The sequence below is a fragment of the Chloroflexota bacterium genome, from assembly GCA_026710945.1.
Classification (GTDB): domain Bacteria; phylum Chloroflexota; class UBA11872; order VXOZ01; family VXOZ01; genus VXOZ01.
Map to the genome: position 1 here is coordinate 1 of JAPOQA010000007.1, position 26,591 is coordinate 26,591.

Consider the following 26,591-nt stretch of genomic DNA (forward strand, 5'->3'; position numbering starts at 1 on the left):
CACGAACTGAACATGAGTATGTCGTGGTGCCTGGAACGTCTATTTCTCTGCCCAACCCAAAGCGCCCGAAGGTGTCAATCAGTACAATGTGTAACCTATCAACCCGAACACCTGTTACCTATCAGCCCAGTCTGTACAGGGGAGAGGGTTGGGGGTGAGGAGGTCTTTTTGCTACAATGGCCCTTTACGCTGGGAAGTGTCAAGACGTATCAGGGCAGATTTGGTGTGCAAATGGAAAGATTTCAGGAGATTCACCCTCACCCTCACCCGTCGAGGGAGAGGGGACATCCGCGCTGTGGCGAGGGTTTTGCAATGGTCTCCTGGGGGAGAGGGCCGGGGTGAGGGGGAGATGCAGCGTTGCGGCAATGAAGAGAGACATGCAACCAGAAGGAACGCGTCCCAGCCGGAGGACGCAGACGCAGAGCCTGCCCCGTACTTGATACGGGGTTACAAACGTGTCCTGAGCTTGTCGAAGGGCCTGCGCTACCGGGCAGGGCACCGAGAACCGCATGTTCTTCACCCCGGCGGTTGATGCGACAACAGTGGGGACAAGCCCCGCGCAACGTGGAATCAGCGAGCCTGCTCTGCTAGTATTTTTCCCTAACGGGCTTCGGCAAGCGCGCCGCTCAGTTCATCCGCGTGGGCGGCCACTTTGGCAAAGGCAGCCACGTACTGGTCGATCAACTCATCCGCCGGACGGGTGAAACTGGGCACACGAATTGAGTCATAAGGGATCTCGGGATCCTCGGTGACGGGGAGCGTGACGCTGCTGTAGTCAATTCTTGTGACGTTAGGACCCAGGACCTCCCACAGTACGTCTCCTGTCCCGTGTTCGTTGCCCTGGAAAACCGGATGCTTGTGAAGCATGTGGGTAAGTCCGTTAGCGTGCGGCGTGAGTGTGTCCTTTTGTGCGGGCGACGAGACTTGCGCCCCTTCGGCCTGCAGCACCTCCAGCAGCCGTGCGCGAGTAATGCCGCCGAGTTTGTCGGAATCGAACATGATGCGTCCGCTTTGGTACGGCGATGGAAAGTAAGAGGGGAAGTCCGGTGCGGCGAAGCCTTCGATGGCAGCGATGGCCTCTCCCAGCTTGTCGGTGTTCGCATGGCGCACGGCAAGACGCTCTACCCAATACTTCATCTGAACGGCGCCGATGGCAGCGCTTATCGTCGCCATGCGATACTTCTCGCCAAAGCTGAAGCCGGTCATCGCGCGCCACTTGGGATTGGGCAATTCGCGCAGGCGTTCGTAATGCCCCAGGCAAGCAGCACGTTGGTACACCTCAGTGTCGTTGGTCATGAAGACCCCGCCTTCACCGGCGGAGGTGCACTTGCCATGCTGGAAGCTGATGGCGGAGGCGTCACCGATAGATCCGGCCATGCGTCCGCGGTGCGTCGTTCCTTGGGAGATGCAATTGTCTTCCACTACGCGCAATGCGTGCCGGCCGGCGATGTTCATGATAGAGTCCATGTCCGCCGGGCAGCCGGGCCAATGCACGACCATGATGGCTTTCGTGCGGGGCGTGATCTTCCGCTCCACGTCTGCGGGGTCGAGGGTAAGCGTAACCGGATCAATGTCGGCAAAGACCGGCACGGCGCCGCTGCCGACGATGGGCAAGCAGTTGAACGGATGGATGGCCGATTGCGCAATGACCTCGTCCCCCTTGCCGACACCAACGCCGAAGAGCGCTGCCCGCAACGATGCCGTTCCTGACGAATGCGCCAAGGCATGCTTAACGCCCCACGTTTCCGCTACCCGCCGTTCCAAGTCGGTGATCGGCCCCGGCCCGCCGAACTGGCTGGCGAGGGCATGATTGCGGATGAGATCTGAAACGACGTCTACCTCTTCCTCGGTGTAAATCGGCCACTGCACGTAGTAGTCGTGTTCCAACGTGACGGCCTGTTCGCCGCCCAGGATTGCGGGTAGTGCTGACATGGTCTTCCCTCGCTAAAGTTACGGACGATTTCTTGCCGTACAGTCCCCTATGCTACGTCTGCAATCAGTCTCGTGAGCAAGCGTCACGCTTTAAACCGGCTATGCGCCGTGTGGGATTCCCAGTTCCGCACAGATGCCCTTGACATAGGCGAAGTCCGCTTTCGTCTGCTCAATGAGTTCGTCGTGGTCCAGGCTCTTCCACGAGGCGGCGCCTTGGTATTCGCTATGGAAGGAGGCATAGCCGTCGTAGCCAATCTGCTTGAGGTAGCCGAATGCTTCGGTGTACGGCGTGAAGCCGCGATCGAGGGGAACGAGCTTCCGGTTCCACTTACACTCACCAGTCTTGGCGTCTTCTTCCCAGAACTGTCCCATGTTCTTCATCGCGAGCATCACCAGTCGGTCGGAGAGCAGGTCAAGGCCTTGAATCCAGCCGCCAAAGCTGCCTTCAATACCCATATGGCCCAGGTCGGCGTAGAGACCGATAGCCTGTGGATCGAAGCCCTCGATCTGCAGTCCGATGATGGGAGCCATCGCAGCCAAGTTTGGACCGGAGTGGACGTGCATGCCGCCGCACATGTCGTATTTGTGGCAGAGGCGTTCGATACTTTGGACGGCAACTCGCACCTCGGCAAGCTGGCGCTTGATATTACCGAAGCCGTCGTACTTGTGGTAGCCGAGCTTGAACTGCGATATACCCAGATCGCTGGCTGTTGCCAGGATGTCCTCGGCGTGGGGCGCATCGGCGCTGTAAATGTTGGTCGTAATCCAGCCGACTTCCAAGCCCCGATCTCGTATGGCTTTGACGGCTTTGGGAAGATCCGTCTTGACGTTTTCGGGCAGCACATGGCCGGGGCTGCGCACGGTCAGATCGACGCCGTCAAAGCCGATGCCGGCAATCGTATCCGCCAGTTCCTCGTAGCTGAGATGCTCAAGATGCTTGGTGAACATGATGAACTTCATATGAGTAGAAACTCCTTGCCGTAGTTAGGGAAAGTTGCTGCTGCGGGCTAGTTTAGCGATTTTTGCGCTCCCTGTCCATGTGTAATTGCATCATTGGGATGACGTATCTTCGGTCGCGGACGAGGCCATGTGGTTCAAAACCATCCAGGGCTGCGCTATACTAGGCAAGTGACGACTATCACAACTCTGTGGGAAGGAAGAGAGCGGCATGACCGACTGGCCTGCCAAAGAGAAGCAGTATTACATGAACACATTCAACCGCCTACCGGTTACGTTGGTATCCGGCGATGGCTCATGGGTGTGGGATGACCGCGGCAGGCGTTACCTGGACTTCTTGCAAGGCATTGCTGTAAATGCACTGGGACATGCGCATCCGGTACAGGTGAAAGCGATTGCCCAGCAAGCTACAACTCTGCTCCATACTTCCTCGCTCTTTCATGTGCCGCGGCAGTATGAATTAGCCGAGCTACTGGTAGAAAACTCCGCGCTGGATCGGGTCTTCTTTGTGAATAGCGGTTCGGAGGCGCTCGAGACGACTATCAAGATCGTCAGAAAGTACGGCAAGTTGAACCGCGACGGGGCGCATGAAATTATCGTTATGAGCAACGCCTTTCACGGACGCACGATAGCTGCCGTGGCCGCCACAGCGAATCCGCACTACCAGGAAGACTTCGTCCCCATGCCGGCGGGTTTCGTGCGGGTGCCCTTCAACGACCTTGCGGCGGCACAAGCGGCGGTGGGACCGAAGACGGCCGGCATCTTGGTGGAGCTCATTCAGGGCGAGGGCGGCGTTTACGAGGCCGACCAGGATTACGTGCAAGGGCTGCGCAATCTCTGTGACGAAAACAATCTGCTGTTGGCGTTGGACGAAGTGCAGACCGGCATCGGCCGCACGGGACGAATGTTCGCTTACGAGCACTATGGCATTCAGCCGGACGTGATGGCGCTGGCAAAGGCGCTCGGCGGTGGATTGCCTATTGGAGCGTGTATGGTCAACGAGCGGGCCGCGGTCTTTGTGCCTGGCGATCACGGCTCCACGTTTGGCGGCAATCCGTTCATCTGCGCTGGCGCTGCGGCCGTGGTGCGGCATGTCATCGAGAATGAATTGTGGCAGAATGCCGCCCGCCAGGAAGGACGCATCAAGGCCGGACTTGCTGAAATCAGCGCCCGAAACGGCAACGCAATTACGAATATCCGCGGCAAGGGCTTGCTCCTGGCATTCGACTTAGGTGAAGAACGGGCGGAGAAGTTCTTGGCACACGCCTTGGAGTGCGGTCTCATTGTGAATCGCGTGGCGCCGCCCAGCATCCGTATGGCTCCAGCTCTCACCCTGACCGATGCGGAAGCCGATGAGGGTCTGACGCGAATTGAGAAGACGCTGCAGGGGATCCTTTAGCGACTCCGGTAACGAGCGATTTGGGATAGCAGACCCGTGTAAGTGGTAGAGAGAACAAGACAGATGGCAATGCTCGATACCCACAAGGCGATAAAGACGCTCATCGGCGCAGGCTTTAGCGAAACGAAAGCCGAAGCCATGATCGACGCGATGGGCGAATCTCACGACGGTCTTGCTACCAAAGCGGATATATCCGCCGTTAAATCGGAAATAGCCGCTGTGAAAGCGGATACAATGGTCGTGAAAGCGGATATAAGGGACTTAAGAGCCGATGTAACAGTCGTTAAAGCGGACATAGATGCAGTGCGCTCCGACCTGAAGGCGCTGGAAAATGCCGTGGATGAGCGTGCCACCAAAGCCGACTTGCGAGAGCAGGAGTTGCGCATGCGATTGCATCTGTACGCGGTTGCGATTGTCGTCATCGGGGTCTTAGCCGCGCTTGAGCTGTTGCCCCGCTAGGCGATGTGCCGTTTGGATCTACCAAGAAGTGGAGCAGATGCACAGTTGCTTTGTTTCGCTCCACTAATTTCGAGCCTAGTACTCAATTGACACGTGCAAAGAGGAGAATTCCACTATGGCTACAGTCGTCCTGGCCTATTCTGGCGGCCTGGACACCAGCGTATGCATACGCTGGCTGCAAGAACACTACGATATGGACGTGGTCACGCTTACCATCGATCTTGGGCACGAGCCGGACCTGCCTGCGATACGCGCCAAGGCAAAACAGACCGGCGCCCGCGAGGCGTACGTCGTGGATGCGCGTGATCTCTTCATCGATCACTTCATTTGGCCTGGGCTGAAGGCCGGCGCTGTGTACGAGAACGCCTATTACTTGGCGACGGCCCTGGGTCGTCCGCTGATTGCAAAGCTGCTCGTGGACGTAGCCCGTGAAGAAGGCGCTCAAGCCGTGGCGCACGGCTCCACCGGCAAGGGTAACGACCAGGTGCGCTTCGACGTCTCCGTACATGCGCTGGCACCAGAGTTGCAGGTGATTGCGCCGGTGCGCGAGTGGGGCTTGACCCGCGACCAGGAGGAGGCGTACGCCAAGGAGCACGGGATTCCGGTGCCTGAAGGATCGCGCCAGCCGTATAGCCTCGACCAGAATCTGTGGGGGCGCAGCATCGAATCGGGCCCGTTGGAAGACCCCTGGGTGGAACCGCCGGAGGATGCGTACGAGTGGACCGTCGCGCCGGAGGACGCACCCCAAACGCCAGCTTACATCGAGATTGGCTTCGAAGAGGGAATTCCAATCACCCTGAACGGCCAAGAGAAGGGCGGCGTCGATCTCATCCAAGAACTCAACGACTTGGGTGGCGCCCACGGCGTGGGCCGTGTGGACCACGTGGAGAATCGCGTGGTTGGCATCAAGTCGCGGGAGATCTATGAATGTCCGGCGGGTACGATCCTCTTCAAGGCCCATGAGGCTTTGGAGCAACTGACGCTCGCAAGCGACCAGTCGCACTTCAAGCGCGTGGTGGCGGAAGAGATTTCACGCCTTGTTTACGGCGGTCTCTGGTTTTCAACGCTCAACCGTGATCTGATGGCGTTTGTAGACAGCACCCAACGCTCGGTGAGCGGCACGGTGCGAGTGAAGCTCTACCGCGGTCAAGCTACCGTTGTCGGACGGCAATCGCCGCATTCGCTCTACCGTGAAGACCTGGCGACCTACTTGAGCGGCGATGCCTTTGACCACCGCGCCGCGGAAGGCTTTGTGAAGATCTGGGGGCTGAGCACCCAGGTGCAAGCGCGTCAGCAATTGCACGGCGAGGACAAGCCGCTCTTGCCTCAAACCAAACGGCTTGAGTCGAGTGATGCGGAGGACAAGTAGCGGAGCGCAGACTTTGCCTGGAGGAGGGCTCCCCCGTACCATTTTGCCGGCGGACCTGCCTAGGGAGCGAGTGAGCGTACTGTAGCATGGCTGTTGACGTTGGAGACGCTGTCTCGCCCGAGGTCCTTCAGGAAGAGCGCCGGCAGAAGTACTTTCTCGACGACGGTCGCGGAGTGCTCAATGAGGCCGATGCAGCGGCATACGTGGCGGAGCGGGGTTTTGTACACCTCTTTTCTCCAGGCGGGTTGCCATGGCCCAATGTGAGCGATGCAGAGCTGCGCGCCAGGGGTAGCCTCGAGACCTTTTCTGTGGAAGTGTGGCATTGGAAGAACACGCTGCCGGCAGCGAAGCGCTGCGCCTACGGCCACTATCTCCGCCACCGCGCCATCTTCATCGCTTGGCAGTTGTTCCCGGCATTCCGGATGCTGTGGGGACTGCATGAACCGGTTGATGTCGTGTTGGAGAGCAGCTTGTTAGGTCCGGTTGAGCGACACATGCTGCAGGTGGTCGCTGTCCAGGGCCCAATTCGGTCGCGCGACCTTCGCCGGGAAGTGCAATCGCTTTCTGGTGCGAGCAAACGGCAGTATCAGGCAGCGTTGCGCTCGCTTCAGGAACGATACTTGATCACTGTCGCCGGCGGCAGTGTGGAGGGCTTCTCTATGCACGACTGGGACTTAGTCGAGCGACACATTCCTCCAGAGCACTTGACCCTCGCTCTGTCAGAGGAAGAGGCACAAGTCCAGCTTGTACGCCAGGCGGTGGCCAATGCTCCGCTTAGCACGGCGCGGGAAATTGCGCTTCTTTTCGGCTGGAATCGTAAACCGGCTGAAGTCTTGCTTGGCGCGCAAGTAGAGAGCGGAGCGCTCATGCGGTGTAGAGTCGATGGGCGGAAAGAACTGGGCTATCGCGTTGTCGGCTAAGCGCAGGGCAGGAGAGTTGACGCACAGGCCGAGATTGAGAAGAGATCTTGACCGGCTTGAGTGAGAATGTATATTTCGGCGTTACATTGCTCCCTTGCACGCTGAAACTCAGACCTCCAATCCGTGTGCGCGGTGTCCCTGGCAGGAGGCAAGTCCTCACGCTGCATGTGACGGACACGCCTTGAGACTCAGGCCTCGCCCGGTTGGAGGCGGTGAAAAGCCGGTGACCATTGGGGCTGACTGAGGGAATTTGGATTAGGTATTCATGGAAAAGTCTGAACACCCGTCCACCCTGTGGGGCGGGCGCTTTGCCAAACCAATAGCCGGTGACATGCTGGCGTTTTCTACGTCGTTGCCGGTGGACTGGCGGCTCTACGGCGAGGACATTGCTGGCTCCTTGGCGCATTGCCGCATGCTTGCAAAGCAAGATATCATCTCGCGCGAGGATGCTGACGCGGTCTGCACGGGACTTACGGCAATTCTGGAGGGCATTGAAAGCGGCGCAATCACCCCGGATGCTGAGCGCTGGGAGGACGTGCACTCAGCGGTGGAAGACCTCTTGGAGGAACGGGTGGGAGCTGCGGCAGGCAAGCTTCACACAGCGCGCAGCCGGAACGATCAGGTGGCGACCGATGTACGCCTGTGGTGCCGGGGGGCGCTGGACTCGCTCGGTCAGCAACTGTGTAGGTTCCAAGAAACGCTGCTCGACCAAGCCGCGGCGCACGCTACTACCGCCATGCCTGGGTACACTCATTTGCAGCGTGCACAGCCTGTCACGTTCGGTCACCACTTGCTGGCGTACGTGGAGATGTTATCCCGTGATTTTGCACGGTCGCGGGAGTGCCGGACGCGCGTGAACGTCTTGCCTCTGGGCGCGGCGGCGCTGGCAGGCGCACCCTATCCGCTTGACAGGGAGTATGTGGCGCGAGAGCTTGGCTTTGCGGCGATTGCCGCGAATAGCATGGATGCCGTGAGCGACCGCGATTTCGCAATCGAAGTGCTGCACGTGTGCAGCCAAATCATGGTGCACCTCTCTCGGCTTGCTTCTGAAGTGATACTCTGGTCGTCAGCCGAATTCGGCTTCGTCGAACTTGACGACGCCTACGCCACAGGCTCCAGCATCATGCCCCAAAAGAAGAATCCCGATTCCGCGGAACTCACACGGGGTAAGGCCGGTCGCGTTTTCGGCGACCTCTTCTCTCTGCTCACGCTCATGGAGGGCTTGCCGCTGACCTACAATCGGGACTTGCAGGAAGACAAAGAAGCACTCTTTGATGGTGTGGATACAACGGTGGCATGTCTTGACATCATGAACGCCGTACTTGGGACGCTCCGGGTCGAGGCCGCGCGCATGGGAGAGGCCGCTGAGGGTGGGTTTTCAACTGCCACCGATCTTGCTGACTACCTTGTTCGCAAGGGGCTGCCGTTTCGCGAAGCGCACGCGGTAGTAGGCAGTATCGTGCGCCTTTGCCTCGAGCGGGGCTGCGGGCTTGCCGACCTTTCTCTTGCTGAATATCAAGAGGTCTGCAATCGCATCAGCGCAGAAGTGTTTGACGTGATTTCGGTGGAAGGATCAATTGCGGCCCGCGACATTCCTGGGGGCACCGCGCCTGTCCAGGTCATAGCAGCGATAGAGCATGCTCGGGAGCGTCTAAGAGAATCCCGATCCGCACTCGCCAACACTTGATGGCCCTCATCTCAGAGCTGGCTAGCGCAAAGTTCACACTGTTCGCGGCTCATTCCTCGAATGCTGTCTGATGCCATTCCAACCTGTCTAGTCTGTCACAGTGCAATTTGACCGACAAAACGGCACATGCTACTGTGACTTTGTGAAACTTTGCACATACTTTGTCGTCCTTCCGCAACTGCTACAGTTGCTTCTGCTTGTTCTGCTCGCGAGCTTCACCACGGTTGATGAGTAAATCGGTCTGTGAATTCAGTCCCGGATACGCGAGGGCTTGGCGGACAGGAAGAGGGTTCGGGCGTGCCGCGTTACAAGGTGCTGGCGCAAGTGTTGCTCGACATCATTGCGCACGATGCCAAGGTTAACCTGCGGCGGGGGTCTTGTTGCAGAGTTTACGGAGTGGTGCGAATACAGGTCTCAGGGAGTGACAGGTCCCTTGCATAGTGGCCCAAACAACTGAATTCTATAGCCAGATTCGCAACTACGTGGCATTGACCAAGCCACGGATCATTTCATTGCTATTGGTTACTGCTTTGGGCGGCATGTTTCTCGCGAGCAATGGCGTACCGCACTGGATCCTAATTGTGGTTGTACTGAGTGGCGGTGCTCTCGGCTCTGGGGGTGCCAACGCGCTGAACCACTACATGGATCGAGACATCGATGAGCAGATGGCGCGCACCAGAAATCGGCCCATTGCCAGGGGAGCGATCAAGCCTCAGAACGCGCTTCTCTTTGGTGTGGCGCTCAATATTGCCGCCTTTGTACTCTTATTCACATTTGCCAACCTCCTGAGTGCGCTCCTGACGCTGGGCGCGACAATCTTCTACGTTTTTATTTACACCGGACTCCTAAAGCGCGCGACGCCGCAGAACATCGTCATCGGAGGCGCTGCCGGCGCGATTCCGCCGATGGTGGGCTGGGCGGCGGTCACAGGAGATCTTGGCCTGCCGGCGTTCTTTCTCTTTGCCTTGATTTTCTTTTGGACGCCGCCACATTTCTGGGCCTTAGCACTCCTACTCAAGGATGACTACGCGAGTGCAGGGGTCCCCATGCTGCCAGTTGTTGCCGGTGTTGACAAGACGAAGAAGCAAATCTTCCTCTATACGCTCCTCGTCGCCGCCCTCGCCATTGCGTTCTTCGCCACAGGGGAGTTGAGTGTTGTCTATTTAATTGCCGCGGTCATGCTTGGCGCCGGTTTCATTTATTGCGCTTGGCAGCTTTGGAATCAGCCGGACATAGTAAAGGCCAAGCCAATGTACCTTTACTCGCTGGCTTACCTTGCGCTATTGTTCCTTGCCATCATGGTTGATAGCTTGTTGCCTTTGTAGCCCGCTGAGCGCGGGAGGCTTACAGAGTCTCGCTGGAGATTTAGACTTTGTCGCCGCATCACTGTAAGGGAGACTGACGAATTTGAAGTTTCGGGAAATTCCCCGCTTGCGACTATTCCCGGCGAGACTATGCCCGCTGCATTTTGATTCTACATGCGCCAGTCGAGGGCGCTCCGGCAGCAAGTTTGTGTTCACTCTGTCCGCCGTGGCGGATAGAGTTTCCTGACACGTGTTCAAACAAGGGTTCTGCGTCGTATATTCTTGAAGAACTGTGGAAACTACCACTTCGCTCGCATAGTGGAATTTGACGCGGTCGTTGACCGGCTGCGCCGCGCGTTGGTACACTGGAATCGTCCGCATTCCGCGGTAGCTCAATGGTAGAGCAGGCGGCTGTTAACCGTCTGGTTCGAGGTTCGAGTCCTCGCCGCGGAGCCATAATTCTAATCACAGATTTATTCCTTTCTTAGTGGTGCGTTTGGTATATGAACCTAGAGCAGCAACTGCGTACGCAGTGGACCAAGCACGCGCAAGATTGGGTGCAACAGGACCAGTCAGTCCGCACCGGCATGCTCGACACATGGATGCTTGGGGCGCTGGGAGATGTCGCCGGTCGTCGCGTGCTGGACGTCGGCTGTGGCGAAGGGCGGTTTTGCCGAGTCCTGGCCGCACTTGGCGCGAATGTCACCGGAATTGACCTCACCGAGCCCCTCATCGCGCAAGCGCGCGCGGCGGCGAGACTCACTGAATCCTATTCGATCGAAAACGCCGAAGACCTTGCAGGTATAGACGATGAGAGTTTCGATCTCGCCGTCTCATACATTGTGCTTGTCGACGTGCAAGACTATGCACGGTCGGTCCGGGCCGCGTTTCGAGTCTTGAGGCCTGGAGGCCGCTTCATTGTGTGTAACGTACACCCGATGCGTATGGCGCAGCCCGACGGCTGGATTAGACATGGTGACCGGAAGCTCTTTTATGCAATTGACAACTATACTGCCGAAGGGCCTCGGGAGTTCGAATGGTGGGGCGCGCCGTTCATCAACATGCACCGGACGCTCTCCAGCTACATCTCAGCCTTCTTGGAGGCGGGATTCGTGCTACTGTCCCTGCTGGAACCAACCCCTTCAGACGAACAGCTTGCCGCGAATCCCGAGTTCGCCGATGAATACCGCGTACCGAATTTCATCATCTATGAATTGCAGAAGCCTGAGCTCAAATAGGTCTGTGAGATCAGCGGCAAGTTGTCAACAGAGCGCAGGCGTTGTTCACAATCTCAAGGTGGCCGTCACATTGAGTGAAGCTAGCTCCTGGAGCACTGCGCGCACTCATCACTTCCCAACTAGCCTCCAGAATAGTGCGCTCGCTTCGCCTTAAACCCATCGCACCCAAGTTACTCGAGTCACACAGCAATTTTGGACGGGCCCGGTGCTTTTCCACCTCCTAGACGAGTACAGAGGTACATGACAATCACAGGTAGACTGTGTAACAGGCTTGACGAGTAGCTAAGTGTGCTATAACATACGGTTGCGGTCGAAGATGATCGTCCCTAACGTCAACACCGGGAGACATTTAGAGATGCCAAAGGAGGTTACTCTACCAACGATTCTCTTGAGCAGCCGCCTTTGACTTGGATGCTTGTGAGACTTTGTGGTGATGTGGTGTTGCATCGGCGAGAATTTGCCCTGAGGCGCTTTGGCGCAACATGGGACATCAGTAACTGTCGGTTAGGGTGCTGAGGACTTTGTAAAGCGTTTGTGCGGAGGAATCCAAAATGAGTAAAGAGAAGTCTGTTTCCACTGAGGAAGCCGTGGCTGCCGAAGCGGAACAAGTGGAACCTTCCAGTGGCGAATTGACCGAGGACGAGATGGACGATGCCGTAGGCGGAGTCGGGGCCGGCGATGACCAGGGTCCGCAGGATACCGACGACAGGTCCGGTAACGGTTGGTGGAACGATCCAAACTCGTAGACTCTTCTTTAGCTAATGCATGTCAGGTACGATGGGCCCTGTCAATGGTCCATCGTACCTGTTTTTCTTGTTCAGGTGTCTGGCCATTGCTTGGTTCGTCTTAAGTGGGAATGCCACTGCTTCGGCTTCGTGCCGCCGGCCAGTTGTGGGCAAGGCATCCGTGGGGCGAAGACCGTGACGCTTCCAGCGTAGAGGTGCTGGTCAAGAGTAGTCGCAGCGGCTAATTCAGAACAGCGCATGGGGCGCTACTTGGCACCAGCCGTATCAGGGCGCACCGGCTTATTGCACGTTCAGCGACCATTCCCCGATTCGTTCTAGAGCCCGCTGCTGTTGCATCTATTCAGGCAACAGCAGCGGGCTAAACGTTGGCCTCTTCCTCACCTGATAATCTGAGATTGGGCTCGATCCTGCAAGGCGCGCCGGGGATACACAGGGAGTGTGTTCTCGTCATTTCAATTAGCTCTGGCATTGCGATAGAATAGCCTTCAACCGGGAATAGCCCTATCTGGAACGCTTGGAGCAGTGACGTTGACGAACAAGCAGCGTCTCTTTCGCGAGGAAGCCTTTGCGCGCAGAGGGAAAACGGAGCCCCTCAACGGCCTATTGCGTGTTACGGCGCCCCACGAATGGCTCTTGTTGGTCTGCCTGGGTTTTGCCATGCTGGGGTTTGTAGCTTGGGGCCTCTTCGGCAGCATTGAAGAGAGTGTCTCGGCACGATGCGTGCTCGCGCAAGCCGGCGACCGCTTTGTCGTGAACGCAGAATCCTCCGGCACTGTCGTCGAACTCCTCGTAGGCGTTGGCGATAGAGTGGAAGCAGGGCAGCCAATTGCCCGGCTCCGAATTCCCGAGCTCGGGCGCGAGATCTCAATTGCCCGCTCCCGGGTTGAGATGCTGGAGAGTGCGGACGAAAAGCCTCCCGATGCCCTCGATGCGGCCCGTGCGGAGTTGATCGAGCTGGAAGCACTCGAGGCGGCCGGTCAGTTCCTTGCAACACCCTTTGCCGGTGTCATTGCGGCCGTTAGCTTGTCGCTCGGACAGGCGGTAGCGGCTGGCGCCACAGTGGCAAATGTCCGAGTTGATGCTGGGAATGAGCTTGAGGCGATCGCAATGGTGTTGCCGGAGAATGCGAGGCGTCTTGCGGTCGGCATGGAAGCGCAGGTCCTGGCTTTGACCCAAAACCAGTTAGGTGCGGATGCGCTGGAAGCTGAGGTGAGCTACGTTTCGGCGCAAGCGGTCACACCTCCCCATTGGCTCGCAGCTCTCGGACTTCCCGCCCTGCCACGCGGCCACATGGTTAGCTTGACCCTGAACGAGAGGCTTTCCTCTCCCTTGGCGGACGGATATCCGTGCGAGATGCGGATCATCCTGCGTAAGGTTTCACCGGCACGCCTCCTAATCTCGCTCGGTACCAATTGAGGCGGCTGGAGAAGATGCCTGCAAGCCAAACGAAGTCAACTGCGAGAAAACGCGTACACACGCCACTGTTCCCTCAGCTTGAGACATCCGAGTGCGGTGCTGCCTGTTTGGGCATTTTGCTTGCTCACTTCGGCCGCTGGGTACCCATCGAAGAACTGCGCGACGCGTGTGGAGTGAGCCGAGACGGCACGAGCGCCGCGGACATCGTGAGAGCCGCCAGGAAGTTCGATTTAGAAGTCTCAGGCTGGCGCAAACAGGTCAGCGAATTGCAAGACATAGCGTTGCCTGCAATTCTCTTCTGGGATTTCAATCACTTCTTGGTTCTTGAAGGGATAGCCAAAGGACGATTCTACCTAAATGACCCGGCCAATGGCCGTCGCACCGTGAGTGAAGAGACACTCGACCGGTCTTTCACCGGCGTGGTGCTCACGGCGAAGCCGGGGCCAAACTTTCGTACGGGGGGTTCTCCGCCCGGCGTCGTGCGCGAGCTTTGGCACTGGTTACGTGACGTTAGGTCGCCGCTCGCGTTTGTCGCCGCGTGCGGGATCCTGCTGGCGTCACCCGGTCTCTCTCTCCCCATCCTCTTGAGCATATTTGTCGACTATGTCCTGCGTGGATCGGAGAGAAATTGGGGTGTGTTCCTTGTAGCCGCCGCCGTTGCGACCGGTGTGCTGGTATACCTCCTCACTTGGCTCCAGCAACACTCGCTGCGCAGACTCTCTATTCGATTATCGGTAGTTCATGCGGAGCGCATGCTGTCGCGTCTCTTCCGTCTACCCGTAGGTTTTTTTGCGCACCGCTATGCCGGAGACCTAACATCCCGCGTTCAGTTGATCAATGAAGTTGCCAGCGGCTCGTCGCGGCAGTTCGTCGGCATCATGATCGAGCTCGTTATGAGTGGCCTCTTCTTGGTGTTGATGGTTTTCTTCGATCCGTTGCTGGCCGCGCTCATTGCAGGCTTGGGAATTGCGAACCTTGTTCTCATGCGCATTCTCAGCCGCCTGCGCACCGACGAGAATCGCCAGTTGCGGCGCGAACAGGCATTACTCTTTGGTACCGGATCGTCGGTTGTACGCGACATTGAGACGCTGCGCGCAACAGCTTCGGAGGATGACTTCTTCGCTCGCTGGACGGGATATCAAGCCCGGGAGCTCGTCGCTCGGCAGAAATTCGCAGAACTCGGCTCCATAATTGCATCGCTCCCAAGGTTCTTCTTAGTCCTGAGCGGCGTAACAGTCTTGGGCGTCGGCGGTTGGCAAGTCATGTCAGGCGAAATGACAATTGGCATGCTAATGGGATTCTATGTGGTTTCAGGCAGTTTCCTTCAGCCCATAAGCCGGTTCGTTCAGTTTACGGACGCCTTTCAGATTCTGGAGGCAGATCTGCGGCGCATCAACGACGTTCTAGACACGCCTGAAGACCCTGCGCTTGCAGAGTCAACCAATTCTGAACGCGGCAGAGTCTCCACCTTGGGAGGGCGCTTGCGTTTAACAGGGAGCATCGAGTTGCGCAATGTCACGTTTGGCTATCGTCCCAATCGTCCGCCGCTCATAGAGAACATCAACCTAACTATTGCACCCGGCCAGCGGGTAGCATTGGTCGGCCCCACCGGTTCCGGCAAGTCGACGCTGCTTAAGCTGGTTAGCGGCGAATACACACCGTGGTCGGGTGAAATACGCTTTGACGGGGTGCCCCGCAACCAAATCTCCCGCGAGATACTCACTCGTTCGGTCTCAATCGTCGATCAGCAGACTTTTCTGTTTGCTGCGTCAGTGCGTGACAATCTTACGATGTGGAACCCAACTGCGCTTGACGAACAGGTGGTCGCCGCTGCTCAGGACGCTTTAATTCACAGCGAGATCATGAGCCGCCAGTCCGGCTATGACTCTAATGTGGAAGAAGGGGGCACGAATTTCAGCGGCGGTCAACGCCAACGCATGGAGATCGCTCGTGCCCTAGTGGACAACCCTTCAGTGCTGTTTCTGGATGAAGCTACCAGTACGCTCGACGCAGTGAGCGAGATGCGCATCGATCACAATCTACGGCGGCGTGGATGTACCAGCTTGATCGTTGCCCACCGTCTGAGCACTATCCGCGATTGCGATCAGATAGTTGTGCTCGATCGCGGTCAGGAGATTCAGCGGGGTACCCACGAGGAACTCATCGCTGCAGAGACAGGCTTGTACTACAAGCTAATTCAGGCGCAGTAGCCGTGTATGCCTTGCATCAGAAGAGCAACTCATGACATCGAGACGATTCCAACGGCTCGGCGAGCTCGCAATTGAGCTCGGTGAATCAGTGTCCGTCGCCGGTAATCGCCCCATCCGCTTGGATGATCCCGAGATCGCCTGGTTCGTCGAGAGCGGCGTGCTCGATGTATTTCTTGTCGAGTACCAAGGACAAGAGCAGTCATCTCACGCCAAACACCTGCTGCGCGCCGGTGAAGGCCGTCTAGTGTTTGGAGTTGGAGAGAGCGGACCATTGGTTCCAGTCGCCAAGGGCATGCCGGATTGCCGGCTGCGTCGCGTCGTGCTGAGTGAATTGCTGAAATACGAAATTGCAGAGCAACTGTCCGGGCAGGTCGATGCTTGGCTCACGGAGTTCGCAGCCGCCGTGGCAAAGGTAATTGAGCCGCGTCCCCGTCCCGATGTGCTGTTTGACCCCAAGAGTCCGGAAGACTCGCTGGACGCCGCGGTCGGCAGCGTTCTATCCGCCCGGCCGGGCGGGGTAGTGTGGGTCGACGTCGGCAGCGTCGATGCAGCATTCTTAGGCACCGAAGAGCGAGATCCGGAAGGCACCGGTTTCGTCCCGCTCACTGCAGAGACGTGGATCACATTGCAAAGCACGAATCGAATAACCGGTTTGACCTCACGGGCGATGTTCGATGAAGGCGCACTGTTGCCTTCCCTCGCGGAATTCCACAAGCTCGCCCTCGGCGCTGAGCAAATCAATCGCCTTCTCCTGATAGCTGACGAGGCAAACGAGCAGACGGCCCGTTCCATCTACCGTCGTCGGGACGAGGAACGCGCCAGACACGACCTCTTTAGCGTGCTCGGATCCTCCGCACCGACGACCGCCACTGGTGATTCCGGTCTGTTGGCGGTGCTTGAAGTGATCGGCAAGCACGAAGGCATTGAATTTCGCCTTCCGGCGCGACGACGGGTCACGGTTGATGAAGAACTAACCCTGCAAGAAATTCTGCATACATCAGGTGTGCGCAGCCGCAAGGTGCATCTTTCTGTCGAAGACCGGTGGTGGGTAGGAGACAGCGGGGCCATGCTGGGATACCGGCAAGAAGACGGTCGCCCGGTAGCCCTGCTGCCTCGCATGAACGGCCGCTACCGCGAGGTAGACCCGGTTGCGGGGCGGACGGACCGCCTAAACGCAAGACGGGCAAGCGCTATGCATGAGGACGCATGGCTATTCTACCGGCCTCTGCCGCATGATAGACCGGCGGAATCAAAGGATGTCATTAGCCTTGCCACTAAAGGCATGGCCAATGATCTTGCGCAGTTCGCGGTTACGGGCATTCTCGCCAGCCTTCTGGTGCTTGCTCCCGCGCTAGCGTTTGGGTTGCTGGCGGATTGGATTCTTCCGGCAGCCGTAGGCAGCATGCTAGCTCAGATAGTCATCGCATTGACTGCTCTTGCCATTGTGGGCACGCTGCTTCAAGTCCTGCGCGGTACCGCCATGATGCGTCTTGAAGGCCGGGCCGCGGCACGCCTGGGTGCAGCACTTTGGGACCGCTTGATTGGACTTCCGACAAGCTTCTTCAGAGATTTTACTGCTGGAGAGCTAGCAGTGCGGATGTCGGCGGTGCAAGTGCTGCGGGATCAGGTCTCGGGGGTTGTTGCTCATGCCCTTACTTCGTTTTTGTTTCTGCTGCCGATGCTTGCCCTGCTCTTTCTCTACGACGCCGCCCTGGCCTGGCTGAGTCTCGGGATCGGGCTCGTCTCCTTAACCGCAACCTGTGCTATTGGCTTGTTGCAGATTCAACCCCAACGCCGCTTCTGCGCCGCATCGCGGCATCTCGCCGGGGAGCTCTTCCAATTCATCAATGGCATCAGCAAATTGCGTTCTGCGGGCGCGGAATCGTCGGCTTTCGCCTCGTGGGCGCGCGGCTACCGAGAGCAGCAACTCGCCCAGTTGCAAATCAGCAAGCTGAACGAACACCTGGTTGCATTCAGCGCCGCCATGCCGGCCTTCACAGGCGCAGCCCTCTTCGGGGCCGCACTTTGGAGGGGGCCCGACCAACTGGCCTTAGGGAGCTTCCTCGTCGTCTATGCAGTATCCATTACGCTCTATGCGTCGATCATCGGGCTGGGTTACTCGCTCGAAGCCATTGCCGCAGTGGTGCCGGTATACGAACAGATTAAGCCGATTCTCGCTGCGGTCCCGGATAGCCGCCCGGCGCCGGCCGCCCCGGCGGAACTGAGCGGTGACATACGCTTCGATCACGTGAGTTTTCAGTACACCAAGGATGGGCCTCAAATCATCGATGATGTTTCAATTCACGCCCGTCCCGGCGAATTCATCGCGATCGTCGGCGAGTCCGGTGCGGGCAAGAGCACCTTGTTGCGGCTTGCTTTGGGTCTTGAAGAACCCTCTGCAGGAGGCATCTACTTCGACGGCCGCGACCTAACGAATCTCGATCGCAGGTCGGTTGGGCGCCAGACCGGCGTCGTGACGCAGGACGGCTCCCTCAAGCCCGGCAATTTGCTCGACAACATCATCGGCATTGGCGATGACTTGACGTTAGATGATGCCTGGCGGGCAGCCAAGCTCGCCGCCGTGGACTGCGACATTACCGAAATGCCAATGCAGATGTTTACCGCCGTGGGCGACAGTTCCTCGACATTCTCCGGCGGGCAGGTGCAACGCATCAGGATCGCGGCGGCGCTCGTACGCAACCCACGCATCGTGTTCCTCGATGAAGCCACCAGTTGGCTCGACGCGAATAGCCAGGCCCAGGTTATGGAGGGAATTGAGAGCCTTGCCGCTACCCGCATCGTAATTGCCCACCGGCTCTCCACCATCCGCAAAGCCCAGCGCATCTATGTAATTCACCAGGGACGCGTCGTCCAGGAAGGCAGCTTCATTGCGCTCTACCAGATGGAAGGGCCATTCCGCGACCTGGTGCAGCGGCAGATGACGTGAGTTAACACGCCGACACGCCCGTTCACCCCGGCTCCCCTCCACAGGAAGAGGGGTTTCTGATACGGACTTAGGGCCTGTCCTAAAGATGAGATTCTTGCTACACTGGTTTTACGGATACAACACAGGCTCTTACTCTTTTTCCACCATCCGGCACGCCGGAAAGCCCTCACACCCCCAGAACCGCTTCCCCGCAAACTGTCCCCTTCGCGCCGTTCGCAGCACCATCTTTTGACCACAGCGTGGGCACCACCGCGTGGCCGATGGGCTTTCATTCTCCAAGCTCCGGATATGCCGCCGACTCGTCCTCCACGATGGCTCCATTCGCCTAGACTCGATCAATTCACAGATCATCGCTACCTGCGCTACTGACAGTGCACGATGCCTGAACGAACGTATATACCGAGAACCACCCAATCCCACCGTCACGTTCTCTGGCAATTCCCGCTTCAACTGCGCATTGCCTACGAATACCACAACAGACCTTACGACCCCTCTCGGTAACCCGTTGCTTGCAAGAGCTTCTTCTAACGCGCGAACGTGCCCGTAATTCTGTCGCAGAGGGTTCAGAAACTTGTACTTCTTCCCGCTCCGAAAGACCTGCATCCACTCTCGATCTCGCTCGCTGCCGTAAATCCACCCCACCATGTTCTTCGTCTCCACCACGAACACGCCAAACGCTGACACGAACACATGATCGATCTGCGTCGTTCCGCGGGGAGTCTGCAGCGTCACATTGTGATATTTTCGGTAATCCGACGATGGCAGTGTCAGCGCGGCCCCAACTTCTACCAGCTTCTCACCCCAAATTCCCTTAACCGACGCCTTGAACGTCGACCAGAGCATCTTTAGCTGCACTCCTTGTCTTGCAATTTCACCTCAATGCCACTGTTGCTCGCCACGCCACCACTACCCTCATCCAAAGCACAGCGCAGTCAACAGCAATGCTGAAGGCTCTTCACAGGGAGCCTACACAATTGACATGAGACACAGGGTGCGTGGTGTTGTGGTGGTCAGGTCGATCGTGACCGCGCGCTGGCGACGACTTTCCAAAGTAACTTGCTGGATTGGCAAGGCCGCGCCGGTGCTCTTGTCCTGCACAGACGCAACGTTGTCAGGCAGCATGAGTGACAGTCCTGAAATGTCCGCGCTGGATTCGAGCGTGATGAAGTGGGTATTGCCCTGGGAATATGACTCAGTCAAGCGTACGCCTGCACGCGCCCGCGAAAAGCTGGAGAAGTTCTCTTGGTTTTCAAAGCGGCAGCCGGCCGCAATCGCCCCTTCCATGCCCAACTCCAAGGCGTGGCGGGAGGCTCTGACGTGGTCTTGAGGCCCGGCGGCGTAGACGGGATGGAAGTTTGCGATCTGCATCACGTGCCAGCGTGTGGCCGCGGATTCGGCAAAGCGCGCGAGCTCCACGCCATACTCTTCTGAGGTGAGACCTACCATGCCTTCGACCCGATCGGGTGTTGCTGCCATGGGGCCGGCCAACAGGTCCTCGTGCCGCCCAATGGTCTGGCTTTCGTCCCATTGCGCGGGCATGTGCCACATATCCGTAATACCAACGCCGTGCTGGAAGTATGGCATGCACAAACCGGTGCCGATCATGTAGGGGCCGTAGTTCTCTTCGCGCCGCATGCGGGGATCGTGGGAGGCGAAGTGTGTGGGTGTGTACCAGCCAAAGTCCAGCATGATCTGCAACAGCGGGTGGCCGGTCCACTGACAGCCGTGGCTGCAAATGGTCTCCACGTCCAGGCCGGTCTCGCGCCGAAACACGTCCCATGATTCTTGCAGGTTCGCGCGGAGCGCGGGCAGGTAGTTTTCGTTCAGGTCTTCCGGCGTGCGGCCGTAACGCACCTGCGTGCCGTTTTCCTGCACGGCGTATTGCGTGATGCTCGTAAGGTCCACTTCTATGGAAACGGCATGCCCGCGCGCGTGCCATTCTTTCATCAGGTCGCCCTCGTAGCGGCTGAAGGGCGCCCGGTAGAAGGTGAGCAACGCGCCATACGACTCCACAATGTCTATTAACACGGGCGCGCCATTCTCGCCGCAGCCGTCGCCCTTGATGAACCACAAGGCCGGAGCCGCTTCGGGGAAGTACCAGAGACGCGGCAATGGCGTGGCGGACAGTGCTTCCGCCACTAGAGTGCGCAGGATGTCTTGATGAACGTCCGCCACGGGGATATCGCGGGTAGTTTTCTCGGAAAGCTCGAAGAAGCTGTAGAGATGGCGCGGACCCTTTAGCGGTCCCATGTCCTGCAGGGGTCGCTCGTGCAGGTCTCCGTCACCGTGCCGAAAGGTGACGACGGCCTGGCAGAGGTCATAGCCGTAGAGCCACGCCTTGCCTTCACCTAGCCGCACTTCCGCGATGCCCGCGCCGAGGAGTCCGCCGTCGGCATCCCGCAACTCAGCGACAGTCTCGCCGCCGCTCAAAGTCCGTGAAATGGCATCCGGGCAGAGCAGGGGCAGGCTCCCGTGTTCCCATTGGGGGAGTTGCCGTACCGTGAGCCACGCATCCGTTACTTGCTCTCCTGCCGTGACGCCAAGGGCGGTCAGCAGAGCGGGATCGGGAGCCAGGGCAATGAGAGATGTGCCACCTGCTACTGCGGCAGCGAGGCGCTCCGCGGTCTCGTTACCCATGCCGCTGCCTGCGACAACGATGAGTTCGACATCCGGCGGCGCGTCTACGAATGATGCCGCAGATTTCGCCTCCAGCCAGGGAAAACCCTCGCAGCGGAGGATCTCGGCACTTAAGGGCGTGGTGAGCGCATGGTCGGCATGCAGGAGCAAGATCGGCTGATTCATGAGTGCTTCCTCAATTCGCGATTGCGGTCGCTTGGGCGTCGAATTTCAGCATCTCTAGTTCATTTTGGCAGGGGTAGCCGTCGCTTACGAGCAGGGTGCGATCACGAGAGACCATGATGAGGCCGAAGACACTGTGCATCGGCCCGTGCTGGCAGAGTGAAACCGGATCGGCGTGAGCGCGTGCAATGCGTGTCACTTGCTCCAGGGTATGAAGCTCTTCTTCTGCCGTGAGCGCCGCGAGCAGCGCTGTGCGGCCCTCACTGTTCGCGCGAAAGTCGGCGTTTGACCGGTTGTCCACTGGCAGCAATTCCGGTGTTACGTAGTGGTTTGCGCACCAGATAGCGTCGTCTTCCATGCGGCGTACGGCCATGCGCGTGGCAGACCGTTCCACCACTACCGCGTTCTCTGCCGGATCTGTCAGCATGATATTCATGCCGTGGTTCATCACCGGCGTGCTCTCGCAGAGCGCAATGCCCTCGTCTACGTCCGCGCAGTACTGCAAGAGGTAGCGCTGCAGGAGATTGGTAGGGATGCCGCGTTCCCAGTCCTGGTCGGTGTTCATAATGCTGCTGCCGCCAAATGTAAGGCCGGTATCGTTGAGGCCCGGTCCCATCCACGGTGCACCCGGCCCTGAAACGCATATGAGCGGATGGCCTTTATCGGGCCGGATATCCCAGAAGATATACGACCCAAGAGACTCCTTGCCCACGTCATTCGACTTGTAGTGCACGACGCCGTGATCTGTTGTGCGCAGGGCGACGTTGGTGCAGCCCACCGCGCTGCGGCCGACTTCCATACACGACGTGTACGCCAGGATGTCTTCGCTCTTGAGACTCGCGCCGTCAGCGATGCCTTGTATCTCTTCGAGCGCCTCAGGGAAGACCCGATCGACGTTGCGCTCCATCTGTTGGACGACACGTGCACGGTGAGCAGCAGCGACCCTTGACCCAGAGACTACTCGCTCAATCGCTGTATTGATGGCCTCAGCGCAGGCAGTGCCATGCTGCAGACCCATCTCGTAAGGTGTGCCGGACAATTCTACACGCCGCACAGTTTCCTTCTCCTTTGCTAGCGGTCGCATCACACGTGATGCTCGCGCACTACACATGCCGGATACGCTCGAAATAATTGCACGGAATGATGTTGAGCGGCCCAAAGCGGCGCTCCACATCGTCGTAGAAGAGGTTGATGCCCAGGTTGTCCGCGGCGGCATGCGGCAAGCGCACCACTGAAACTCCGGCTTCCTTCCCCGCCTCCGCAACAGCCGCAGAGGCCCCGATTTGCAGCACGGTGTTAATGCCGGCCTTGGCGAACAGCGGCTGCGCTTCCGGCGGCCACAGCCACCCGCCGGCATCTTGGATGAGGTAGCGTCCAAGTGGAGTATCGGGTTCGCCGGCAAGCACCATCGAGTATGCGCCGTGCCGCGCCGCGCCTTGAAATTCAGGAATTGACATAAGGGCTTCTTCAGCGTCGCCGAGAGTCTGCGGCTTGAGTTCATCGAATGCTTGCTTGATGCCCACGCCAATATAGAGATCCTGGGGCGTGTGGATCTGCACGAAGGGTATTTCAAAGAGCCTCGACATGTCGGGTCCCATGCGGTGCGGCATGTCGTCGTAGCCGGTGCGCCACTCGTCTATCCAAGGCAAGAGCACCTTTTCCGCATCTTTGCGGGGAATGCCTTCCCGCACGAATATGTCGATGTTGATAAGGGTGATGTCGTCGATGTGCGAGCGCCCGATGCCGGTGCCGCTGGTATGGTGGGCGATGATGGCATCAAGCGGTACGCCCTTGCCCTTGAGCCGGTCGGCGATAAGAAATTCGTCAGTTCCGATATTGATGCCTGCCAGCGCAGTGAAAACTTCGGCGTCATCCGGGCCGTTTACGATGCGCACGTCGCCATAAGGATTGCGCAGCCTCTCATGGTCGAAGTAGGGCTTTTTCCAGTCGGGCAAAGACTCAAACTCTCGCTTGCGCCGCGCAAGTTCTGCGTCGAGAGTCTCACGGCTGCGGGGATCGAGGGCAATGCCGAGTTCAATGGCGGCTTCGTAAAGGTCACGGACAGTCATTTAGGTGCCTCAGTGAGAAAGAGTAGTAAGTAGGGATTTTCAACCCAAGGTGTGTTCGGCAGCTTGAACTCAAGTTGATCATTCGCGTGAGCGGTTCTGGGACTCTAACGAAGAAGAGTTGGGCCGCCCACAAAGAGAATGTCCGCGTCACACTAATTCGTGACTCCCGCGAAAGCGGGAATCCATCCGCTATTGAACAGTGCCAAGCAACGCGGGTCACGCTCTTCTGCGCTCTAGATTCCTCGCTGCGCTCGGAATGACAGTAAACGTTAGCACTGTTGGGTTTCACAAGAGTCACGAGAAGTAATAGCGGGGTGCGCCGAAACGCACCCCGCTACCGACAAGGCTAATTCCAGTCATCCGGGCGCTGTGAGAAGAGGACGTTCACAGCGTCGGCAGACGTCTTCATGGCCTCTTGCACAGTGCTCTCACCGGTATACATCGGCTGGAGGTTGGAGTTTGCGGTATTCCAGAACTCTCCGGTTTCCGGCGTGAGGAAGAAGTCGCGTCCGCCGTCCCGCCAGTTATCCAGGACGATGTCCCAGTCCATGCCCGGGTAGTTGCCCAAGAACACGTCGGCGGAGGCAAAGAGCCCGGGGTGGGCGTGCACGGCGTAAAGGTCTTGCGCCTCCTTCTGAGAAAGGACGTAGAATACGTCCCAGGCCGCATCAGGCACTTCGGTGAGCGACATGATACTCCAGGCGTTGCTACCAGTGGCCGGGCTGCGGGTGCCGGCCGGCCCGGTGGCGAGCGGCGCAATGCCCAGCCGGTCGCCAAGCACTTCGTACGCGCCCTTGAGCGGGATCAACGTAATCTGCGACATCGCGACTTTGCCGGTGCCGATGTGGCGGCCGCTGCCGCCCTCCTCGCGCAGCGCTTGCCGCTCCTCACCCCATGGCACCACCCGGTGCTTGAGGATCATGTCTACGTAGAACTGGGCGCCTGAGATGGCGTTCTGGTCCTCGCCGTAGAGGGCCATGTCGCGCGCCTCATTGAGCACCTGTCCGCCGGAATCGAGGATGAAACTGCCCAGATTGACCTCCAGTGAGGAGTACCCAAAATTGTAGCCCCATTGGGTGGTCTCATCGCCGGTGCGTTTCGTCATCTTCGCAGCGCCATCGAGCAGTTGCTCGTAGGTTGTGCCCAACTCCGGATACGGTACGCCGTCGTTATCAAACAAGTCCTTGTTGAAGTAGATGGCGTCGCCGCCGCCGAGGAATGCCAGGCCGTACATGACGCCGTTGACGTCCCAGGAAGAGGAGTCAAGGTAGTCATCGCGCGATACACCGTCGCGCTTCATATAGTCGCTGATTGGCAAGAACATTCCTTGCCGTGCGCCGGCCTGCACCCAGTTGATCTGGTTCACGACAATGTCGTAGGTGGTTGTGCCGGCGACGTACTCTGTGCGAATCTTCTCCAGGAAATTCTCGGTGACGATCTCGAGTTTGGTGACTCGGTTCTCCAAGGTGTTATTGCAGACTTCCGCCATGTCCCGCAGGGTCTTATTGCGGTGCTCCTGCAGGTCGTAGCACGCCCACACCACTTCAACGACTTCGGCCTGTGGCGCTGCTTCCGCTTCCTTGGGCGCTTCTTTCTCTTCCATCATCTCGCCGCTATCCGCGACCGGCACGGTCCCGCAGGCTGCGGCGATGGCGGCGGCTGATAGGCCGGCAACACCGGCTAAAAACCGACGTCTTGTCGTAAATCCATTGCCCATAGACATTACTCTTGACCTCCCGTGGTCTCCGTTAACTGTGCCAATCTGCCAATTGACACACTCAAACTACATCACATTTGGTCTCCTGCGGGCGCTTGCTTGGTCACTCAATCCACCTCCTTTCTCAAAACTCTGCCCGCTCGATGCACTGACCTAGAATTCGCTTTCGATTCCTTTACGCGGCCAAATTGGTGCTAACTAAAGTGTTGAAATAGAGTATGCGTGGTGCGGCACAATCCGTCGTTCCTGGATGAAGCGCGCCGGATTGAACATCTCGATATCGAAGACCGAACTGCTACCTGTAAGCAATTGCTCAGCCAGCATCTGACTGAAGACGGGACTAAGTTTGAAACCATGGCCGCTGAGCCCAACGGCAAGGTGCAGGCCCGGCGCGTCAGGCACGGCGCCGAGCAACGGCTGCAGGTCCGGCGAACAGTCGTACAGGCCGGACGTGGCGCTGTTGACGGCGGGCGCACCTTGATTGGGGAACCGCCGTCGATACCGCTCAGCGAGAGTCTGGAGCATTTCAGGTCGCGCGGCGGGCCACGCATTGACGTTCGGATCTTCATCCCCGTCATACGGCGCGGTCTTGCCGACCATTGTGTGACCGTCCTCCCGGGGGCGGTAGTAGCTCCCTTGTACGCGATCGGAAATGATTGGATGTGGTTTGCCAAAGTGATTCGCCCGCTGCATGAATGCCACCCCATGCCGTATCGGCGTGAGAGGGAGCTCGATACCAAGGGGCGCTACCAAGCCGCGTGCGGAGAAACCGTTGGCGACCACGACCGAGCGTGTCGCAATCTGGCCGGTGTTGGTCTCGACACCTGCAATGCCGCTTGCATCCGCCAAGAACCCCTCTGCTCCCACGCCAATGCGGAGGTCGGCGCCGTGCCGACGGGCAGCATCCGCAAAACTGAGGGTGGTGCGAACCGGGTCGGCATACCCGGATTCCGGTTCCCAGGCGGCGGCGCCAATGCCGAATAACGCCAGGCGCGGCTCCACGTCTCGAATTTCGTCCGGCGAGAGTATGTAGGCATTGATGCCAAGATCGCGGTGCATAGCGACGTTTGCGGCAACCGTCTCGACATCGTCCGAACCCAGCAACGCGAGAAAGCCGGCTTGCCGAAAGCCAGCATCGCCGCCGACTTCGTCGTCGAAGTTCTCAAAAACCTTCCGCGCGCGCAGAGCCATGCGTGCGAGAGTCTCATGGGTATAATGCGTGCGGACGATCCCCGCGGTGACGCCGGTGGCCTGGGCAGCAAGGCCGTGCTTTTCCAGCAAGACCACCCGGCCGGCGCCCATCTTTGCCAGTTGCCAGGCAATACTGGTACCAGTGCTCCCGCCCCCAACTACGACGACATCGGCAGTCTCCGCCATGAGCGTCCTCATTTACTACTGGAGATTTGATGAATGCACCGACAA

Annotated in this window: 19 protein-coding genes and 1 tRNA gene; 12 read left to right on the forward strand and 8 right to left on the reverse strand. The window is 58.5% G+C overall.

Going from position 1 to position 26,591, the window contains the following annotated elements:
• Nucleotides 1–600: 600 nt before the first annotated feature.
• Both OXE05_00915 and OXE05_00920 read right to left on the reverse strand, forming a co-directional pair.
• The gene (locus OXE05_00915; GenBank protein ID MCY4435877.1) at nucleotides 601–1,932 is read right to left on the reverse strand and encodes a DegT/DnrJ/EryC1/StrS family aminotransferase; all 1,332 of its coding nucleotides are present in this window, start codon (nucleotides 1,930–1,932) and stop codon (nucleotides 601–603) included.
• A 99-nt stretch (nucleotides 1,933–2,031) separates the two neighbouring features.
• Entirely contained in the window at nucleotides 2,032–2,892 is an 861-nt protein-coding gene (locus OXE05_00920; GenBank protein ID MCY4435878.1) for a TIM barrel protein, read from the reverse strand.
• Between the two features lie 208 nt (nucleotides 2,893–3,100).
• Here OXE05_00920 and OXE05_00925 point away from each other — a divergent pair, with 208 nt between their 5' ends.
• From OXE05_00925 to OXE05_00980, 12 genes are all read left to right on the forward strand, one after another.
• A complete protein-coding gene (locus OXE05_00925) occupies nucleotides 3,101–4,288 on the forward strand; it encodes an aspartate aminotransferase family protein (protein MCY4435879.1) in 1,188 nt (395 codons plus the stop codon).
• 63 nt (nucleotides 4,289–4,351) lie between these two features.
• Nucleotides 4,352–4,747: a hypothetical protein gene (locus tag OXE05_00930; protein ID MCY4435880.1), complete on the forward strand. Its 396-nt coding sequence runs from the start codon at nucleotides 4,352–4,354 to the stop codon at nucleotides 4,745–4,747.
• A gap of 115 nt (nucleotides 4,748–4,862) precedes the next feature.
• Entirely contained in the window at nucleotides 4,863–6,116 is a 1,254-nt protein-coding gene (locus OXE05_00935; protein MCY4435881.1) for an argininosuccinate synthase, read from the forward strand.
• Between the two features lie 86 nt (nucleotides 6,117–6,202).
• Nucleotides 6,203–7,036: a winged helix DNA-binding domain-containing protein gene (locus tag OXE05_00940; protein MCY4435882.1), complete on the forward strand. Its 834-nt coding sequence runs from the start codon at nucleotides 6,203–6,205 to the stop codon at nucleotides 7,034–7,036.
• Between the two features lie 265 nt (nucleotides 7,037–7,301).
• Nucleotides 7,302–8,723 carry an argininosuccinate lyase gene (gene argH / locus OXE05_00945; GenBank protein MCY4435883.1) on the forward strand — a complete coding sequence of 474 codons (1,422 nt, stop codon included), beginning with the start codon at nucleotides 7,302–7,304 and terminating at the stop codon, nucleotides 8,721–8,723.
• A gap of 440 nt (nucleotides 8,724–9,163) precedes the next feature.
• Entirely contained in the window at nucleotides 9,164–10,048 is an 885-nt protein-coding gene (locus OXE05_00950) for a heme o synthase (GenBank protein MCY4435884.1), read from the forward strand.
• Between the two features lie 360 nt (nucleotides 10,049–10,408).
• Nucleotides 10,409–10,483 (forward strand) — tRNA-Asn (locus OXE05_00955).
• Nucleotides 10,484–10,530: 47 nt separating this feature from the next.
• On the forward strand, nucleotides 10,531–11,265 hold the full coding sequence (locus tag OXE05_00960) for a class I SAM-dependent methyltransferase (GenBank protein MCY4435885.1): 735 nt from the start codon (nucleotides 10,531–10,533) through the stop codon (nucleotides 11,263–11,265).
• A gap of 551 nt (nucleotides 11,266–11,816) precedes the next feature.
• Nucleotides 11,817–12,011, forward strand: a complete 195-nt coding sequence (locus OXE05_00965; GenBank protein MCY4435886.1) for a hypothetical protein — start codon at nucleotides 11,817–11,819, stop codon at nucleotides 12,009–12,011.
• 528 nt (nucleotides 12,012–12,539) lie between these two features.
• The gene (locus OXE05_00970; protein ID MCY4435887.1) at nucleotides 12,540–13,427 is read left to right on the forward strand and encodes an HlyD family efflux transporter periplasmic adaptor subunit; all 888 of its coding nucleotides are present in this window, start codon (nucleotides 12,540–12,542) and stop codon (nucleotides 13,425–13,427) included.
• Between the two features lie 14 nt (nucleotides 13,428–13,441).
• Nucleotides 13,442–15,637 (forward strand): NHLP family bacteriocin export ABC transporter peptidase/permease/ATPase subunit, encoded by a 2,196-nt coding sequence (locus OXE05_00975; GenBank protein ID MCY4435888.1) that lies wholly within the window; start codon nucleotides 13,442–13,444, stop codon nucleotides 15,635–15,637.
• 31 nt (nucleotides 15,638–15,668) lie between these two features.
• Nucleotides 15,669–18,584: an NHLP bacteriocin export ABC transporter permease/ATPase subunit gene (locus tag OXE05_00980; GenBank protein ID MCY4435889.1), complete on the forward strand. Its 2,916-nt coding sequence runs from the start codon at nucleotides 15,669–15,671 to the stop codon at nucleotides 18,582–18,584.
• Nucleotides 18,585–18,713: 129 nt separating this feature from the next.
• Here the strand turns inward: OXE05_00980 and OXE05_00985 are convergent, their stop codons facing one another.
• From OXE05_00985 to OXE05_01010, 6 genes are all read right to left on the reverse strand, one after another.
• Entirely contained in the window at nucleotides 18,714–19,427 is a 714-nt protein-coding gene (locus OXE05_00985) for an NERD domain-containing protein (protein MCY4435890.1), read from the reverse strand.
• A 123-nt stretch (nucleotides 19,428–19,550) separates the two neighbouring features.
• The gene (locus OXE05_00990) at nucleotides 19,551–21,386 is read right to left on the reverse strand and encodes a hypothetical protein (GenBank protein ID MCY4435891.1); all 1,836 of its coding nucleotides are present in this window, start codon (nucleotides 21,384–21,386) and stop codon (nucleotides 19,551–19,553) included.
• Nucleotides 21,387–21,396: 10 nt separating this feature from the next.
• Nucleotides 21,397–22,437 (reverse strand): C45 family autoproteolytic acyltransferase/hydrolase, encoded by a 1,041-nt coding sequence (locus tag OXE05_00995; protein ID MCY4435892.1) that lies wholly within the window; start codon nucleotides 22,435–22,437, stop codon nucleotides 21,397–21,399.
• Between the two features lie 49 nt (nucleotides 22,438–22,486).
• Nucleotides 22,487–23,452 (reverse strand): hypothetical protein, encoded by a 966-nt coding sequence (locus OXE05_01000; GenBank protein ID MCY4435893.1) that lies wholly within the window; start codon nucleotides 23,450–23,452, stop codon nucleotides 22,487–22,489.
• 346 nt (nucleotides 23,453–23,798) lie between these two features.
• A complete protein-coding gene (locus tag OXE05_01005) occupies nucleotides 23,799–25,169 on the reverse strand; it encodes an extracellular solute-binding protein (GenBank protein MCY4435894.1) in 1,371 nt (456 codons plus the stop codon).
• A gap of 198 nt (nucleotides 25,170–25,367) precedes the next feature.
• On the reverse strand, nucleotides 25,368–26,546 hold the full coding sequence (locus tag OXE05_01010; GenBank protein MCY4435895.1) for an FAD-binding oxidoreductase: 1,179 nt from the start codon (nucleotides 26,544–26,546) through the stop codon (nucleotides 25,368–25,370).
• Nucleotides 26,547–26,591 lie beyond the last annotated feature (45 nt).

Coding starts and splice junctions, on each gene's coding strand:
- OXE05_00915 (MCY4435877.1), bottom strand. CDS start 1,932: ATGTCAGCACTACCCGCAATCCTGGGCGGCGAACAGGCCGTCACGTTG.
- OXE05_00920 (MCY4435878.1), bottom strand. CDS start 2,892: ATGAAGTTCATCATGTTCACCAAGCATCTTGAGCATCTCAGCTACGAG.
- OXE05_00925 (MCY4435879.1), top strand. CDS start 3,101: ATGACCGACTGGCCTGCCAAAGAGAAGCAGTATTACATGAACACATTC.
- OXE05_00930 (MCY4435880.1), top strand. CDS start 4,352: ATGGCAATGCTCGATACCCACAAGGCGATAAAGACGCTCATCGGCGCA.
- OXE05_00935 (MCY4435881.1), top strand. CDS start 4,863: ATGGCTACAGTCGTCCTGGCCTATTCTGGCGGCCTGGACACCAGCGTA.
- OXE05_00940 (MCY4435882.1), top strand. CDS start 6,203: ATGGCTGTTGACGTTGGAGACGCTGTCTCGCCCGAGGTCCTTCAGGAA.
- argH (MCY4435883.1), top strand. CDS start 7,302: ATGGAAAAGTCTGAACACCCGTCCACCCTGTGGGGCGGGCGCTTTGCC.
- OXE05_00960 (MCY4435885.1), top strand. CDS start 10,531: ATGAACCTAGAGCAGCAACTGCGTACGCAGTGGACCAAGCACGCGCAA.
- OXE05_00965 (MCY4435886.1), top strand. CDS start 11,817: ATGAGTAAAGAGAAGTCTGTTTCCACTGAGGAAGCCGTGGCTGCCGAA.
- OXE05_00975 (MCY4435888.1), top strand. CDS start 13,442: ATGCCTGCAAGCCAAACGAAGTCAACTGCGAGAAAACGCGTACACACG.
- OXE05_00980 (MCY4435889.1), top strand. CDS start 15,669: ATGACATCGAGACGATTCCAACGGCTCGGCGAGCTCGCAATTGAGCTC.
- OXE05_00985 (MCY4435890.1), bottom strand. CDS start 19,427: ATGCTCTGGTCGACGTTCAAGGCGTCGGTTAAGGGAATTTGGGGTGAG.
- OXE05_00990 (MCY4435891.1), bottom strand. CDS start 21,386: ATGAATCAGCCGATCTTGCTCCTGCATGCCGACCATGCGCTCACCACG.
- OXE05_01000 (MCY4435893.1), bottom strand. CDS start 23,452: ATGACTGTCCGTGACCTTTACGAAGCCGCCATTGAACTCGGCATTGCC.
- OXE05_01005 (MCY4435894.1), bottom strand. CDS start 25,169: ATGGGCAATGGATTTACGACAAGACGTCGGTTTTTAGCCGGTGTTGCC.
- OXE05_01010 (MCY4435895.1), bottom strand. CDS start 26,546: ATGGCGGAGACTGCCGATGTCGTCGTAGTTGGGGGCGGGAGCACTGGT.